Origin of the sequence: Polynucleobacter wuianus, assembly GCF_001659725.1 — a bacterium.
Taxonomy (GTDB): domain Bacteria; phylum Pseudomonadota; class Gammaproteobacteria; order Burkholderiales; family Burkholderiaceae; genus Polynucleobacter; species Polynucleobacter wuianus.
This window is the reverse complement of record NZ_CP015922.1, coordinates 59,642-73,941: the sequence shown is the minus strand read 5'-3', so window position 1 is coordinate 73,941 and position 14,300 is coordinate 59,642. Positions and strand designations below refer to the sequence as shown.

The following is a 14,300-nucleotide window of genomic DNA, read 5'->3' as shown; positions in this document are numbered from 1 at the left end:
GTTAGTTAGCTTGTTTTACTTTTCTTAAGCGCTCAGAAAAACGCTGTGGCGGCATATAGCCAATCACACGTTTCTCTTTTTGCTCTTCAGAATTTTGATTAAAGATCAAAATACCGGGGGGACCAAATAAACCAAAGCGCTGTAGTAGCGCCTGATTCTCAGGACTATTGGCAGTCACGTCGGCCTGTAACAAAACAAAGGGCTGAAGTTCCATGCTGACCTCTGGATTAGCAAAGGTATTCACTTCCATTTCTTTGCAGCTGATACACCAGTCAGCATAAAAATCGAGCAGGACCAATTTCTGTACTTGTTTGGCTTTATTCAGTTGCACATCTAAATCTGCTGGCGAATGAATCACCACAAAAGATAAATTTCCAACTTGACGAATGCTTTGACCGTTAATAATTTTTGCTGACCCAGCTGCTTCATTTTTTTGAATCAGTGGGGAGGCGATCCAGGCTGCTGTGGCCACTAATAAAACACCCAGAGTACGCTGCAAATACACCATCCAAATACCTGTGGATGGGATCAAAATACGTGCCTCAATTGCAATAAAGAGAAGTGGTAAGCCCATTCCTAAGGCCATCACAAAAAGCAGTCCTGCGCCTAAGCTCATGGAGCCGGTTTGAGCAATAAAAGCCAACACACCAGCTAATGGGGCGGTAATACAGGGACTGGCAACTAAGGTGGAGATTCCACCTAGAGCGAAAGCTCCGACGATACTGCCGCCCTTTTGGCGCCCAGCTAATCGATCAATATGGTGGTGCCATGATTGTGGCAATCTGAGGTCATATAAGCCAAATAAGCTGCCAGATAAGCCTAAAAGCAGAAGTGCAAAGGCAGCTAGAGCAAATGGGCTCTGCAGAGCTCTTTGAACGCTACCCCCAAGGGCAGCCATCAGCACTCCAGCCAAGGCATAGACCAAGGCCATTCCTAAGACATAGGCCAATGCCAATACGCTCGCACGCCCCTTAGATACTGCCTTGCCATCTTGGGTGCCGAAAATTACGCTTGAAAGAATTGGGAGCATTGGCAAAACGCAAGGCGTAAAGGCCAAAGCCAAACCCAAGACAAAGAATGCAAGAAATAAGTATGCGGTAGAAGTGTTTTGCAAGAAGCGACCGATTGCATTCACGTCATCACGCTCACGCCATAAATCAGTCAAGCTAAATTCAGCATCAGTATTTTGTTGAGTTTGCGCACCTTCAAAAACTTCAGGAATTGGTGCAGCCTTAACACCAGGTGCGGCCAATAAAAATTTCATGGTCATTGGTGGATAACAAATGCCTGCTTCTGCGCAACCTTGAAGACTTGCTTCAATATGAATTGGCTTGCCCGCTACAGGCTTGACATCAAGCAACACCAAGAATGGTTGCTTATAAACTTGCAGTTTTTTCTGAAAAGTTTCATCAAACTTTTCAACGCCTAATGGCAGTTTTGGCCTTATTTTATATAGCTTCCCAGCTTCTGAGCCTACCTCAAATTGCAACGATTCTTGATAGAGGTAATAGCCTTTAGCAGGCAAGAATTCAAGCTCAACCTGATTTGAGTTTTCTAACCAAGTAGCCTCTACTCGAAAGGCTTTTTCTGGGGGCAAGAAATCAGTTGACGCAAAAACCTGTGCTGAGAACAACACAAGTGCTGTGATAACTGCTTTCAGAAAAGATTGAATTTTCATGTCTTTGAATTTACCTCAGCTTGTACCCATTCACCATATTGCTGCGCATATTGCTCCGGTGAAAATGCCAGAATCTCTGGGATATCATAGGGATGCTGCTTTTGGATAAAGCTTGAAATATCTAACCATTTACTGGCGGTAGTTTTTGCAGAGAGAAGCACTTCATGCTCTTCGCAAACCCTACCCTCCCAGCGATAGACAGATTGCATGCCATCAATCAATTGCACGCAAGCCGCCAAATTTTCCTCTACCAAGGCACGAGCCAAGCCCTTAGCAGCCTCCACATTCGGAAGACTGGTGACGACTACCAAAAGCTTGCTGGGATTGACTGAGCGGTTTTGAGGCATACCGTATTTATAAACCTATAAATGAAAAAAGCCAGACCGAAGCCTGGCTTTTCAATAGCTGGGAGACTTAAGCCTCTTCTGCTACAGCTGTTGTTTCTTCAACTTCTGGACGATCAACTAACTCAACCAATGCCATTGGAGCATTGTCGCCATGACGGAAGCCAAACTTCAAAATACGAAGATAGCCACCTGGACGTGTTGCATAGCGTGGGCCGAGCTCTGTGAAGAGTTTAGTCACGATATCGCGATCACGTGTGCGATTGAATGCCAAGCGACGGTTTGCCAAGTTATCTTTTTTACCCAAGGTAATCAAAGGCTCAACAACCATGCGCAATTCTTTTGCTTTTGGCAAAGTGGTCTTAATCACTTCGTGTTCCAAAAGTGAATTGGACATGTTGCGCAGCATCGCCAAGCGATGTGAAGATGTTCTGTTTAGTTTGCGTAAGCCGTTTCCGTGACGCATGATGCTTCCTTTCTAATTATTTCTCGAGGTTAGCTGGAGGCCAGCTTTCGAGTTTCATGCCAAGACTTAAGCCACGAGCAGCCAATACGTCTTTGATTTCATTCAAAGACTTACGACCCAGATTAGGCGTCTTCAACAATTCATTCTCTGTACGTTGAATCAAGTCACCAATGTAGTAAATGTTCTCAGCCTTCAAGCAGTTTGCAGAGCGAACTGTGAGCTCGAGATCATCAACTGGACGCATCAACATTGGGTCAACCATTGAAGAGCGGCTTGGTGCGAGATCACCAGAAGCTTCGCTGCTCTCAAGAGCTGCGAATACAACCAATTGATCAACCAAGATGCTAGCTGCTTGACGAATTGCTTCTTCAGGAGACAAGACACCGTTTGTTTCGATAGTCATTACGAGACGATCAAGGTCGGTACGTTGCTCAACACGAGCAGATTCAACAGCATAGCTAACACGGCTAACCGGGCTAAATGAAGCATCCAATACGATACGACCAATGATCTTAGTAGTTTCGTCATTGTATTGACGAACGTTACCTGGAACATAACCACGACCTTTTTCAACCTTGATCTGCATATCCAACTTGCCACCAGCAGACAAGTGAGCGATTACGTGATCAGGATTGATGATTTCTACATCGTGTGGCAGGTCGATATCTTTTGCAGTAACAACGCCTGGGCCTTCTTTACGCAAATTGATAGTGACTTCATCACGGGATTGCAACTTAAATACGATACCTTTGAGATTCAACAAGAGATTTACTACGTCCTCTTGAACACCATCCAAAGTGGAATATTCATGTACTACACCTGCAATAGCTACTTCAGTTGGTGCATAACCAACCATCGAGGACAAGAGTACGCGACGTAATGCATTTCCGAGTGTGTGGCCATAGCCACGCTCGAACGGCTCCATAACAACCTTAGCTTGGTTGGCGGTAAGCGCTTCAACAGAAATAATCTTTGGCTTGAGCAAATTTGTTTGCATATTTTTTCCTTGAGAGTGCCTAATTAGCGTGAATACAATTCGACGATCAAACTTTCATTAATTTCACCGCTAATATCTTCGCGGTCGGGCACTTGCTTAAATGTTCCTTCCAGCTTAGTTGCATCAACTGAAACCCAGGTGACTGCAGACATCTGCTGAACCAAATTGAGTGATTCCGTAATACGTGCTTGCTTCTTCGCTTTTTCACGAATTGCAACAACGTCACCAGGTTTAACCTGAATAGATGGAATGTTCACAGCACCGCCATTAAGCATGATGGCGCCATGAGAAACCAACTGACGTGCTTCTGCACGTGTAGAACCAAAGCCCATGCGATAGACCACGTTATCGAGACGTGACTCTAACAACTGGAGCAATGTTTCACCAGTGTTACCCTTACGACGCTCAGCTTCAGCGAAGTAACGACGAAATTGACGCTCTAATACGCCATAGATACGCTTAACCTTCTGCTTTTCACGCAATTGATTACCGTAATCTGATGTTCTTGAGCCAGATGTACGACCATGTTGACCAGGCTTAGTATCTAACTTGCACTTGTCTGACAGGGCGCGACGTGCGCTCTTTAAAAATAAGTCGGTACCTTCCCGACGTGCTAATTTGGCCTTAGGCCCTAAGTAACGTGCCACGATGCTTTCCTTTCTTTGCCGCAGTCTTACGACCGGCGGTGAGTTCACCCTTTAAATCAGATGAACAGTGGGCTTTAATAAAAAACTACTAAAACTTGTACTGCCAACTTCCCAGCTTAGATACGACGACGCTTAGGAGGACGGCAACCATTGTGTGGAACTGGAGTTACGTCTTGAATTTCAGTGATCTTGATGCCCAATGAGTTCAATGCACGAACTGCTGATTCACGACCTGGGCCTGGGCCTTTGATCTGAACTTCCAAGTTCTTGATACCGCATTCAATAGCTGTCTTACCAGCAACTTCTGCGGCTACCTGAGCAGCAAAAGGTGTTGATTTACGTGAGCCTTTGAAGCCTTGGCCACCAGAAGTTGCCCATGAAAGCGCATTTCCTTGACGATCAGTAATCGTAATGATGGTGTTGTTAAAAGAAGCGTGAACGTGTGCAATACCGTCAGCAACGTTCTTTTTAACCTTCTTACGAGCGCGCTGTGAGGCGGCGGAAGCGGATTGTTGTTTTGCCATGTCAATAAACTTTCTTGGTTATTTCTTCAGTGCGATGCCGGACTTACGTGGGCCCTTACGGGTACGCGCATTGGTCTTGGTACGTTGACCACGTACAGGCAAGCCCTTACGATGACGCACGCCACGGTAGCAACCTAAGTCCATCAAACGCTTGATGCTCATAGTTACTTCACGACGAAGGTCACCTTCGGTGATGAACTTACCTACTTCATCACGTAACTTTTCCAAGTCAGCGTCAGTAAGATCTTTAACTTTTTTGTCGATTGCAACACCTGTAGTCTGACAAATTTTGCGAGCACGAGTTGTGCCAATGCCAAAAATTGCTGTTAAACCAATAACAGTATGTTGATGATTTGGGATGTTTACCCCAGCGATACGTGCCATGAGATTTCCTCTTAATTAACCAGATCAGCCTTGACGCTGCTTATGACGTGCGTCTGAAGAACAGATCACACGCACAACGCGTTTGCGCTTAATGATCTTGCAATTTCTGCAAATACACTTAACGGATGCTAAAACTTTCATAACTCACCTCTTAAAAATAGGTACTACTTAATCTTTACTTCGCACGGAAAATGATTCTGGCGCGCGTAAGGTCGTAAGGAGTCATCTCCACCGTCACCTTATCTCCCGGCAAAATACGGATGTAGTGCATCCGCATCTTTCCAGAAATGTGCCCTAGAACCACATGTCCGTTTTCCAGCTTCACGCGAAACATCGCGTTCGGCAAATTCTCTACAACCTCACCCGCCATCTGAATTACATCGTCTTTAGACATTCAGTTAAGCGCCCATCTTAAAGTTGGCTTTTTTCATCAAAGAGCCGTACTGCTGCTGCATCACGAATGACTGAACTTGAGCCATGAAATCCATTGCAACAACAACAATAATCAACAATGAAGTACCGCCGAAATAAAACGGCACGTTGTACTTCAACACTAAAAATTCTGGCAACAAGCACACCAAAACCATATAAATCGCACCAGCCAAAGTTAAGCGCACCAAGATCTTGTCGATGTAACGCGCTGTTTGGTCACCCGGACGAATACCAGGAACAAAGGCACCGCTCTTCTTCAAGTTCTCAGCAGTCTCACGGCTGTTAAATACCAAAGCGGTATAGAAGAAGCAGAAGAAAATGATCGCAGCTGCGTACAAGATTGTGTACACAGGCTGACCTGGAGCTAAAGTTGCAGCTAAGTCCTTAATGATTCTACTGAACATATTGGTTGGCTCGCCTGACGTAAACCAGCCAGCAATCGTTGCAGGGAACAAAATGATTGAAGAAGCAAAAATTGGGGGGATTACGCCTGCCATGTTCAATTTCAGTGGGAAGTATGAAGACTGACCGCCATAAACCTTATTACCAACTTGACGCTTAGCGTAGTTCACCAAGATACGGCGCTGACCACGCTCCACAAACACCACAAAGTAAGTTACTGCTACTACGATCACCACGATCAAGAGAGCAGAAATAATATTCATTGAGCCGGTACGAACCAACTCTAGCAAGCTTGCTAATGCATTTGGTAAGCCGGAAACGATGCCGCCAAAAATAATGATGGAAATACCATTACCCAAGCCACGCTCGGTAATTTGCTCACCAAGCCACATCAAGAACATCGTGCCAGTTACCAAAGTAACCACTGTGTTTAATTCAAACATCAAACCTGGGTTAATAACCAAACCTGGTTGAGCTTGCAATGCAACTGAAATTCCCAAAGCTTGGAAAGTCGCCAAGAAGACAGTGCCGTAACGGGTGTATTGAGTAATCTTGCGTTGACCAGCTTGGCCTTCTTTCTTCAAAGACTCCAATGCAGGCACCACAATCGTCATCAACTGCATGATGATCGATGCAGAAATGTACGGCATGATTCCCAAGGCAAATACGGTGAAGCGAGATAAAGCGCCACCTGAGAACAAGTTAAACATTCCCAAAATGCCGTCTTTTTGACCAGCAAACAACTGTGCCAACTGATCTGGATCGATACCAGGAACAGGAATATGCGCACCCAAACGATAAACGAGCAAAGCCAACACCAGGAAAACCAAGCGACGACGTAAATCGCCGAACTTGCCTCCTGCTGCTGCAGTGCTTGCGTTATTGGTAGGTGCTAATGCCATATCTAATAAAAACCGATTAAGCCAACTCAAGCAATTTGCCGCCAGCCGCTTCAATAGCTGCTTTAGCGCCGGCAGTTGCTGTGATGCCCTTGAGGGTTACCGCAATCTTGAGTTCACCAGTCTTGATAACCTTAACTGCATTGATCTGCTCACCAGCAAAACCGTGAGCCTTCAATACCAACAAGTCCACTTCTGGCAAGTTGATTTTTGCTAAGTCGTTCAAAGTAATTTGACCAACGTGACGACGTGTCAAAGACACGAAACCGCGTTTTGGCAAACGACGATACATAGGCATCTGACCGCCTTCGAATCCAACTTTGTGGAATCCACCGGAACGAGATTTTTGACCTTTGTGACCGCGGCCTGCAGTTTTACCAAGACCAGAACCAATGCCACGACCTACGCGACGACGGTTTTTCTTGGAGCCTTCTGCAGGTTTAATTGTGTTGAGTTGCATATTCTTCGCCTATTTACTTGCTAGTTATTAGCCAATGACTTTAACTAGATAAGAAACTTTATTAATCATGCCGCGAACAGCTGGAGTGTCTTCCAATTCAGAAACTGAATTGATACGACCGAGGCCTAAGCCACGTACAGTTGCACGGTGGCTTTCGCGTGTACCGATCAAGCTGCGCACTAATTGCAGTTTGACTTTGGAGTTTGATTTTGTCATTTGTAGATTCCTAATCTTTTGGTCTTAGCCGAGAATCTCTTCAACTGACTTACCGCGCTTAGCAGCAATCTCAGCAGGAGTACTCATCTTGCTCAAACCATCAATCGTTGCGCGAACCAAGTTGTACGGGTTTGTAGAACCGAGTGACTTAGCAACCACATTGGTTACACCCATTACGTCAAAAATTGCGCGCATTGGACCACCAGCAATAATTCCAGTACCGTCTTTAGCTGGAGAAATCAAAACGCGTGATGCGCCATGTTGACCAGTAACGGTGTGTTGCAAAGTACCTTTACGTAAGGAAACTTTGATCATCTTGCGACGGGCTTCGTCCATTGCCTTTTGAACGGCAACTGGAACTTCTTTTGATTTGCCTTTACCCATGCCGATGCGGCCATCACCATCGCCAACTACAGTGAGTGCAGCGAAGCCGAGAATACGGCCACCCTTAACCACTTTAGTTACACGATTAACAGCGATCATCTTCTCCCGAAGACCATCATCACGCTCTTCGTTTTGCATCTTAGTTTGCATTTTTGCCATGTTTTTTCCTAAACCCTATTAGAACTTCAGGCCGGCTTCACGCGCAGCTTCAGCTAAGGCCTTAATACGGCCGTGGTAACGATGACCGGAACGATCAAAAGCAACATCAACAATGCCTGCCTTAACAGCACGCTCAGCAACTAACTTGCCGATTTGTTTTGCCGCTTCAGCGTTACCGCCGTTTTTGATCGCTTGGCGCAAATCTTTTTCCATTGTTGAAGCAGCTGCTACAACTTTGGTTCCACATGGGCTATACACCTGTGCAGAAATATGGGAATTGCTACGGATAACTGTTAAGCGATTTGCTTGAGCTTCAGCAATGCGAATGCGAGTCTGCCGAGCACGTCTTTGTCTGGATTCGTCTTTATTCATTTTCTAATCTCGCTTACTTCTTCTTAGTTTCTTTCAGATGCACAACCTCATCCACGTAGCGAACACCTTTGCCTTTGTATGGCTCTGGTGAACGATATGCGCGAACTTCTGCTGCGACCTGGCCAACCTGCTGCTTGTTGGAGCCTTTAATAATGATTTCAGTTTGCGATGGAGTCTCTGCTTTTACGCCCTTAGGAAGGTTGTAAATAATGTCGTGCGAGAAACCGAGTTGCAACTTCAATGTTTCGCCTTGGGCTTGAGCACGGTAACCAACACCTACCAAGCTGAGCTTACGTTCAAAGCCTGAAGTTACGCCTACAACCATGTTGTTAACCAAAGCACGTGCCGTACCTGACTGTGCACCAGCTTCTGGAGAGTCGCTGTTTACAACCACTGTCAATACACCATCTTCTTGTTTCAAACCAACCGTCGGATGCAAGTTATGTGTCAATGTGCCCAATGGGCCTTTGACAGTAATATTTGCACCATTGATGCTGATTTCAGCGCCCTTTGGAACTGTAATTGGTGATTTACCTACGCGGGACATATTTCGCTCCTTAAGCTACGTAGCAAATAACTTCGCCGCCCACGCCTGTTGCACGTGCTTTACGGTCTGTCATTACGCCTTGAGGGGTTGAAATAATTGCAATGCCCAAGCCATTCATTACTTCTGGAATGTCATGGCGGCCTTTATAGATACGTAAACTTGGTGTAGAAACACGGTCGATACGCTCGATAACAGGACGGCCTGCATAGTATTTGAGATCAATGTGGAGCACTGGCTTTGCTGCTTCACCTTTGATTTCGAAACTTTCGATATAGCCTTCATCTTGCAAAACTTTTGCAATAGCTACTTTAACTTTTGACGACGGCATTGTGACCAGGGGCTTCTGCACTGCTTGCGCATTGCGGATCCGGGTCAACATGTCGGCGATTGGATCGCTGATACTCATGAGTTCTCCTAATTCTTTCGCCGCTTACCAGCTGGCCTTGGTTAAACCGGGGATTTCGCCGCGAAAGGCGATTTCACGAATCTTGCTACGAGCCAAACCGAACTTGCGGAATGTGCCACGTGGGCGACCGGTTAATGAACAACGATTTCTTTGACGAATCGGACTTGCGTTACGTGGAAGTGCCTGTAGCTTCAAGCGAGCTTCATAGCGCTCTTCATCGCTGCGTGATTGATCAGCAATGATCGCTTTGAGTTCGGCACGCTTTACAGCGTACTTCTCTACAGTTTTTGCGCGCTTATTCTCGCGCTCAATCAGGGATAGTTTTGCCACGTTAGCCTCTTAATTGCGGAAAGGGAATTTGAATGCTGCCAACAAAGCTTTTGCTTCTTCGTCGGTTTTAGCAGTCGTCGTAATACTGATATTGAGACCACGGAGGGCATCAATTTTGTCGTATTCAATTTCAGGGAAAATGATCTGTTCTTTAACGCCGATGTTGTAGTTACCACGGCCGTCAAATGCTTTACCGGAGATACCACGGAAGTCACGTACGCGAGGCAATGCAACGGTAACGAAACGGTCCAAGAATTCGTACATGCGCTGACCGCGCAAGGTGACCATGGCGCCGATTGGATAGCCTTGGCGAATTTTGAAACCTGCAATCGCTTTTTTCGCTTTAGTTACCACCGGCTTTTGGCCCGCAACTTTAGTTAAATCGCCAACTGCATTTTCGATAATTTTCTTGTCGTTCACTGCATCGCCCAAGCCCATGTTCAGGGTTACTTTGGTAATGCGCGGAACTTCCATTGCAGACTTATAGCCGAACTTGGCGATCAAATCAGCAACAACTTTAGCTTGATAGTGTTCTTGAAAACGTGTGCTCATAATTTCTCCGTGCCCTTTATGCGCTTAATGTCGCGCCAGTGGTTTTGAGGAAACGTTGCTTTTTACCGTCTACGAGTTTGATACCAACACGTGATGGTTTGCCGTTACCGTCAACCAAAGCCACATTAGAAATGTGAACAGGCATAGTCTTGTCAATCATGCCGCCGGTTACACCAGCAGCTGGGTTTGGCTTAACGCTCTTTTTATAAATATTCACGCCTTCGATGACTAACTTCTCATCGAGAACGGCTGTAACAGTTCCTTGCTTGCCTTTATCGCGGCCAGTCAAGAGAACTACGGAATCACCTTTACGAATCTTTTTCATATCAGCCTCTTAAATCACTTCGGGGGCGAGAGAAACGATCTTCATGAACTTCTCAGTACGCAATTCGCGTGTCACTGGTCCGAAGATACGTGTGCCAATTGGCTCTAACTTAGCGTTGAGCAATACCGCAGCGTTTGCATCGAACTTAATCAATGAACCGTCTGGACGGCGAACACCCTTAGCTGTTCTCACAACAACAGCGTTATAAATATCACCTTTTTTTACACGGCCACGTGGAGCAGCTGACTTAACGCTGACTTTGATGACATCACCGATACTGGCGTAACGACGCTTAGAGCCGCCCAATACCTTGATGCACAAAACTTCACTGGCGCCTGTGTTATCGGCGACCTGCAATCTACTTTCGGTTTGTATCATTTCTAATCCCCAACTTATTGGCCAAAGGCAAACAGTCTTGGTTCCGTCTATGGGCTTTAACGAAAGCTAAAACCCGGAATTAATGAAAAACACTGCTTCTCCAATAAAACCAGAGAAGCCTTCTATTCTACTACGTAAAACAGGGATTTGGGAAGAAACTTCTCCAAAATCCCTTAAAAATACCTTAGATACCCTTTGAAGCCTCAACCAAACGGGTCACAACCCAAGATTTAGTTCGTGAAATTGGCTTAGATTCAGCAATTTCAACGGTATCACCCATCTTGTATGTGCCAGCTTCGTCATGAGCGTGGTACTTTTTGGACTGGCCAACGTACTTACCAATCACGGGATGCTTCACTTGACGCTCAACCAAGACCGTCACAGTTTTTTGCATTTTGTCGCTAACAACGCGGCCCACGAGGGTGCGGCGCAAGGGTTTAGATAACTCTGTCATATCCCTTTTTCCTTATTTCTGTGCAGTCTTTTGGGCAATAAAAGTCTTTACACGAGCAATGTCGCGCTTAGTCTTACCCAATTGGCTGGTATTGGTGAGTTGCTGAGTGCCCTTTTGCATACGGAGCTTAAAGTTTGTCTTTAAGAGCTCTGTCAATTCTGCGTTCAAGGCAGTCAGATCTTTAGCTGCTAATTCTTTATTTTTCATAATCTCTATCCCGATCAACCTAAGTGGCGAATCACGAAAGTGGTCTGCAAAGGCAACTTAGCAGCAGCAAGCTTGAAAGCTTCGCGCGCCAATTGCTCATCAACACCGTCCATCTCGTAGAGCACTTTGCCTGGTTGAATTTCAGCTACGTAGTACTCTGGATTACCTTTACCGTTACCCATACGTACTTCAGCAGGTTTTTGTGAAATTGGCTTATCTGGGAAAATGCGAATCCAAATACGGCCACCACGTTTAATGTGACGAGTCATTGCACGACGTGCTGACTCAATTTGACGAGCAGTCAAACGACCACGGCCAACGGCCTTCAATCCAAAGTCACCAAAGGCTACTGAACTACCGCGTGTTGCCACGCCAGTGTTACGACCTTTTTGTTCCTTGCGATACTTGCGACGCTTTGGTTGTAGCATGCTTACTCTCCTGACTTCTGCGTGTCTGCTGCAGGTGTTTCTACCTTACGCACACGCTTTACTGCTGGCTTAGCAGCAACTAATGGCTTGTCAGCACCAGCAGCTGGTTTACGAGCAGCTGTTTTGCTTGGAGCACGACGAGTTTTCTTTTCTTCGGCAGCTGGTTCAGCAGATGGCGCGGCTACTTGAGCTTCTGCACCGCGACCCAATGTGTCGCCTTTGTAAACCCAAACTTTTACACCGATGATGCCGTATGTTGTTTCAGCTTCTGATGTTGCGTAATCAATATCAGCCTTCAATGTATGAAGTGGAACACGACCTTCACGGTACCATTCGCGACGAGCAATTTCTGCGCCGTTCAAACGACCAGAAGACATGATCTTGATGCCCTGCGCGCCAAGACGCATTGCGCTTTGCATTGCACGCTTCATAGCACGACGGAACATGATACGTTTTTCGAGCTGCTGAGTAATAGAGTCAGCAATCAATTGCGCATCAACTTCAGGCTTACGAATTTCTTCAATGTTCACGTGAACTGGAACACCCATACGCTTTTGTAATTCACGACGGAGAACTTCGATATCCTCGCCTTTTTTACCAATTACAACGCCTGGACGTGAGCTATAGATAGTGATGCGTGCGTTCTTAGCAGGACGCTCGATCACAACTTTGCTAACGGATGCATTCTTCAACTTCTTCTTTAAATAGCTACGGACATCTACGTCCTCTTTCAGCATCTTTGCGAAGTCAGTATTGTTCGCATACCAACGTGATGTCCAATTCTTCGTTACCGCGAGTCGGAATCCGGTGGGGTTAATCTTTTGGCCCATATCTTTCCTTAGTTACTCAAGGTCACGCTAATGTGACAAGTTTGTTTTTCGATTTGATTGCCACGACCCTTAGCGCGTGCTGTGAAGCGCTTCAAGGAAGTACCTTTATCAACGATTACCGCTGATACCTTGAGCTCATCAATGTCAGCACCTTTATTGTGTTCAGCATTTGCAATCGCTGATTCAACTACTTTTTTCACAATGAAGGCAGCTTTTTTGGGGCTGAAGTTCAAAATGTTTAATGCGCGAGCAATTGGCAAACCACGGATCTGGTCGGCGACCAAACGTGTCTTTTGCGCAGAAATGCGGGCACCCTTGTGAATAGCTTTAACTTCCATCATCATCCCCTTACTTCTTCGTTACTTTCTTGTCAGCAGCGTGACCTTTGAAAGTACGGGTCAAGGCAAATTCGCCTAACTTATGACCCACCATGTTTTCTGATACATAAACCGGAACGTGTTGACGACCGTTATGTACAGCAATCGTCAGACCAATAAAGTCTGGGAGGATTGTTGAACGGCGTGACCAAGTTTTGATCGGCTTTTTGTCCTTGTTGGCTTGTGCAACTTCAACTTTTTTTACTAAGCTGGCGTCGCAGAATGGGCCTTTTTTAGCTGAACGTGTCATATCTATTTATCCTTATCGCTTAACGTTTTTGACGACGTTGAACGATCATCGAAGTTGTACGCTTATTGCGACGTGTGCGATAACCTTTGGTTGGTGTGCCCCATGGAGATACAGGTACACGGCCTTCGCCAGTTCTACCTTCACCACCACCGTGTGGGTGATCTACTGGGTTCATTGCCACACCGCGAACGGTTGGGCGAATACCACGCCAGCGATTTGCACCTGCTTTACCAATTTGACGCAAGCTGTGCTCTTCATTACCAACTTCACCAATAGTGGCGCGGCACTCAATCAGAACACGGCGAACTTCACCAGAGCGCAAACGCACTTGAGCGTATACGCCTTCACGAGCTAGCAATACCGCTGAACCACCAGCTGAACGTGCAACTTGTGCACCTTTACCTGGGAGAATTTCAACGCAGTGAATAGTGCTACCAACTGGAATATTGCGAATCGGCAAGTTGTTACCAGATTTGATTGGCGCTTCAGAACCATTCATGATTGCTTGACCAACAGTCATGCCTTTAGCAGCAGGAATATAGCGACGCTCACCATCAGCAAACACGATCAATGCAATATTTGCACTGCGGTTTGGATCGTATTCCAAGCGTTCAACTTTAGCTGGAATGCCATCCTTGTCGTTGCGTTTGAAGTCAACAACACGATAGTGATGCTTATGACCACCACCTTTATGACGGGTAGTGATGTGACCGTTGTTGTTACGGCCCGCTTTTTGAAACTGTGGCTCTAACAATGGTGCAAAAGGCTTGCCTTTATGGAGGTCAGGATTGACCACCTTGACCATTGAACGACGACCTGGTGAGGTCGGTTTTGTTTTCATCAAAGGCATGA

Annotated in this window: 27 protein-coding genes; all 27 read right to left on the bottom strand. The window is 45.9% G+C overall.

Features of this window, described 5'->3' with window-relative positions; translation table 11 throughout:
• Position 1: 1 nt before the first annotated feature.
• The gene (dsbD, locus tag A8O14_RS00450; protein WP_068947712.1) at positions 2-1,678 is read right to left on the bottom strand and encodes a protein-disulfide reductase DsbD; all 1,677 of its coding nucleotides are present in this window, start codon (positions 1,676-1,678) and stop codon (positions 2-4) included.
• Positions 1,675-2,025, bottom strand: coding sequence for a divalent-cation tolerance protein CutA (cutA, locus tag A8O14_RS00445; RefSeq protein ID WP_068947711.1), 351 nt, complete (start codon positions 2,023-2,025; stop codon positions 1,675-1,677). Before cutA ends, dsbD begins: the two co-directional genes overlap by 4 nt.
• Before the next feature lie 67 nt (positions 2,026-2,092).
• Positions 2,093-2,488, bottom strand: a complete 396-nt coding sequence (gene rplQ, locus A8O14_RS00440; protein WP_068947710.1) for a 50S ribosomal protein L17 — start codon at positions 2,486-2,488, stop codon at positions 2,093-2,095.
• 16 nt (positions 2,489-2,504) lie between these two features.
• Positions 2,505-3,485, bottom strand: a complete 981-nt coding sequence (locus A8O14_RS00435) for a DNA-directed RNA polymerase subunit alpha (RefSeq protein WP_068947709.1) — start codon at positions 3,483-3,485, stop codon at positions 2,505-2,507.
• A 23-nt stretch (positions 3,486-3,508) separates the two neighbouring features.
• Entirely contained in the window at positions 3,509-4,132 is a 624-nt protein-coding gene (gene rpsD / locus A8O14_RS00430) for a 30S ribosomal protein S4 (RefSeq protein ID WP_068947708.1), read from the bottom strand.
• A 116-nt stretch (positions 4,133-4,248) separates the two neighbouring features.
• Complete coding sequence (rpsK, locus tag A8O14_RS00425; protein WP_015420254.1) at positions 4,249-4,656, bottom strand: 30S ribosomal protein S11; 408 nt, start codon at positions 4,654-4,656, stop codon at positions 4,249-4,251.
• 18 nt (positions 4,657-4,674) lie between these two features.
• A complete protein-coding gene (gene rpsM / locus A8O14_RS00420; protein ID WP_068947707.1) occupies positions 4,675-5,040 on the bottom strand; it encodes a 30S ribosomal protein S13 in 366 nt (121 codons plus the stop codon).
• A 24-nt stretch (positions 5,041-5,064) separates the two neighbouring features.
• Positions 5,065-5,181, bottom strand: coding sequence for a 50S ribosomal protein L36 (gene rpmJ, locus A8O14_RS00415; protein ID WP_012357167.1), 117 nt, complete (start codon positions 5,179-5,181; stop codon positions 5,065-5,067).
• A 34-nt stretch (positions 5,182-5,215) separates the two neighbouring features.
• Entirely contained in the window at positions 5,216-5,434 is a 219-nt protein-coding gene (infA, locus tag A8O14_RS00410; RefSeq protein WP_068320132.1) for a translation initiation factor IF-1, read from the bottom strand.
• Between the two features lie 4 nt (positions 5,435-5,438).
• On the bottom strand, positions 5,439-6,776 hold the full coding sequence (gene secY / locus A8O14_RS00405; protein WP_068947706.1) for a preprotein translocase subunit SecY: 1,338 nt from the start codon (positions 6,774-6,776) through the stop codon (positions 5,439-5,441).
• A 16-nt stretch (positions 6,777-6,792) separates the two neighbouring features.
• Positions 6,793-7,233, bottom strand: coding sequence for a 50S ribosomal protein L15 (rplO, locus tag A8O14_RS00400; protein WP_068947705.1), 441 nt, complete (start codon positions 7,231-7,233; stop codon positions 6,793-6,795).
• 27 nt (positions 7,234-7,260) lie between these two features.
• Positions 7,261-7,449 carry a 50S ribosomal protein L30 gene (gene rpmD / locus A8O14_RS00395; protein ID WP_068947704.1) on the bottom strand — a complete coding sequence of 63 codons (189 nt, stop codon included), beginning with the start codon at positions 7,447-7,449 and terminating at the stop codon, positions 7,261-7,263.
• Positions 7,450-7,473: 24 nt separating this feature from the next.
• Complete coding sequence (gene rpsE, locus A8O14_RS00390) at positions 7,474-7,992, bottom strand: 30S ribosomal protein S5 (protein WP_068947703.1); 519 nt, start codon at positions 7,990-7,992, stop codon at positions 7,474-7,476.
• An 18-nt stretch (positions 7,993-8,010) separates the two neighbouring features.
• On the bottom strand, positions 8,011-8,364 hold the full coding sequence (gene rplR, locus A8O14_RS00385; protein WP_068947702.1) for a 50S ribosomal protein L18: 354 nt from the start codon (positions 8,362-8,364) through the stop codon (positions 8,011-8,013).
• Positions 8,365-8,377: 13 nt separating this feature from the next.
• Entirely contained in the window at positions 8,378-8,911 is a 534-nt protein-coding gene (gene rplF / locus A8O14_RS00380) for a 50S ribosomal protein L6 (protein ID WP_068947701.1), read from the bottom strand.
• A 10-nt stretch (positions 8,912-8,921) separates the two neighbouring features.
• Positions 8,922-9,317 carry a 30S ribosomal protein S8 gene (gene rpsH / locus A8O14_RS00375; protein ID WP_068947700.1) on the bottom strand — a complete coding sequence of 132 codons (396 nt, stop codon included), beginning with the start codon at positions 9,315-9,317 and terminating at the stop codon, positions 8,922-8,924.
• Between the two features lie 24 nt (positions 9,318-9,341).
• Entirely contained in the window at positions 9,342-9,647 is a 306-nt protein-coding gene (gene rpsN, locus A8O14_RS00370; protein WP_011901913.1) for a 30S ribosomal protein S14, read from the bottom strand.
• 9 nt (positions 9,648-9,656) lie between these two features.
• The gene (gene rplE / locus A8O14_RS00365; RefSeq protein WP_068947699.1) at positions 9,657-10,199 is read right to left on the bottom strand and encodes a 50S ribosomal protein L5; all 543 of its coding nucleotides are present in this window, start codon (positions 10,197-10,199) and stop codon (positions 9,657-9,659) included.
• Positions 10,200-10,215: 16 nt separating this feature from the next.
• Positions 10,216-10,524, bottom strand: a complete 309-nt coding sequence (rplX, locus tag A8O14_RS00360; protein ID WP_068947698.1) for a 50S ribosomal protein L24 — start codon at positions 10,522-10,524, stop codon at positions 10,216-10,218.
• Between the two features lie 9 nt (positions 10,525-10,533).
• Positions 10,534-10,902 carry a 50S ribosomal protein L14 gene (gene rplN / locus A8O14_RS00355; protein WP_011901910.1) on the bottom strand — a complete coding sequence of 123 codons (369 nt, stop codon included), beginning with the start codon at positions 10,900-10,902 and terminating at the stop codon, positions 10,534-10,536.
• A gap of 184 nt (positions 10,903-11,086) precedes the next feature.
• Positions 11,087-11,356 (bottom strand): 30S ribosomal protein S17, encoded by a 270-nt coding sequence (gene rpsQ, locus A8O14_RS00350; protein WP_011901909.1) that lies wholly within the window; start codon positions 11,354-11,356, stop codon positions 11,087-11,089.
• 12 nt (positions 11,357-11,368) lie between these two features.
• Entirely contained in the window at positions 11,369-11,563 is a 195-nt protein-coding gene (gene rpmC, locus A8O14_RS00345) for a 50S ribosomal protein L29 (protein ID WP_068947697.1), read from the bottom strand.
• A gap of 14 nt (positions 11,564-11,577) precedes the next feature.
• Entirely contained in the window at positions 11,578-11,991 is a 414-nt protein-coding gene (gene rplP / locus A8O14_RS00340) for a 50S ribosomal protein L16 (protein WP_011901907.1), read from the bottom strand.
• A 2-nt stretch (positions 11,992-11,993) separates the two neighbouring features.
• Positions 11,994-12,821 (bottom strand): 30S ribosomal protein S3, encoded by an 828-nt coding sequence (gene rpsC, locus A8O14_RS00335; protein ID WP_068947696.1) that lies wholly within the window; start codon positions 12,819-12,821, stop codon positions 11,994-11,996.
• Positions 12,822-12,829: 8 nt separating this feature from the next.
• Positions 12,830-13,162: a 50S ribosomal protein L22 gene (rplV, locus tag A8O14_RS00330; RefSeq protein ID WP_197712017.1), complete on the bottom strand. Its 333-nt coding sequence runs from the start codon at positions 13,160-13,162 to the stop codon at positions 12,830-12,832.
• Positions 13,163-13,169: 7 nt separating this feature from the next.
• Positions 13,170-13,448, bottom strand: coding sequence for a 30S ribosomal protein S19 (gene rpsS / locus A8O14_RS00325; RefSeq protein WP_011901904.1), 279 nt, complete (start codon positions 13,446-13,448; stop codon positions 13,170-13,172).
• Positions 13,449-13,467: 19 nt separating this feature from the next.
• A complete protein-coding gene (gene rplB, locus A8O14_RS00320) occupies positions 13,468-14,298 on the bottom strand; it encodes a 50S ribosomal protein L2 (RefSeq protein WP_068947694.1) in 831 nt (276 codons plus the stop codon).
• Between the last annotated feature and the right edge of the window lie 2 nt (positions 14,299-14,300).